Origin of the sequence: Bradyrhizobium sp. SUTN9-2 (assembly GCF_003122645.1) — a bacterium.
In the GTDB taxonomy this organism is placed as follows: Bacteria; Pseudomonadota; Alphaproteobacteria; order Rhizobiales; family Xanthobacteraceae; genus Bradyrhizobium; species Bradyrhizobium yuanmingense.
This window is the reverse complement of sequence record NZ_LAXE01000001.1, coordinates 3,282,434-3,283,007: the sequence shown is the minus strand read 5'-3', so window position 1 is coordinate 3,283,007 and position 574 is coordinate 3,282,434. Positions and strand designations below refer to the sequence as shown.

General features: G+C 60.5%; 1 protein-coding gene. It reads right to left on the bottom strand.

Annotated elements, in window-relative coordinates:
- Positions 1-445: 445 nt before the first annotated feature.
- Positions 446-574: flagellin (locus XF30_RS39950; RefSeq protein WP_349644203.1), on the bottom strand; the 129-nt coding region annotated here is incomplete at its 5' end.

Sequence of the window (574 nt, the reverse complement as noted above, 5' to 3'; positions counted from 1 at the left end):
CTCTGGGTGGTGGCGAGAAGATCGGCGGTGGACTGGAGGGAGAGCAGGTTCTGACGAACCGACGCGGAGAGAACGATACCGGACATTGAGTGTTACCCTTCTGGTACGCAACGCAACAAAACTTCGATTAGGATTAATCGATGGCCGGGACGGTGAACGTTGTGGGCTAACAAAGCATGAAGCGAGTCGCGCCAGGCCCTCCACCGATTCACCATGTGCGCATCCGGAGCCTCAGCGTTCTCACCCATATCGTCATGATAGGACGGTGCTTTTCCGTGCACCGATGAGGCATTTGCGACTTGTCAACCATAACTGAGAGTGAGCAATTGGCTGCATCGAATGCACCGCTGCGACCTTGCCGGGCAGCACTCGCACGCCGGCCCAAAAAGAAAGCGGCGGGGCCGAAGCCCCGCCGCCGGATCTTGCTTGCGATATCGTCCGCGACTTAGCGGAGCAGCTGCAGCACGCTCTGCTGCGACTGGTTGGCCAGCGACAGCGCGGAGACCGCGATCGACTGGCGGGTCGACAGCGCCTGGCTGTTGGCCGCCTCAACATTGGTGTCGGCCAGGGTCAG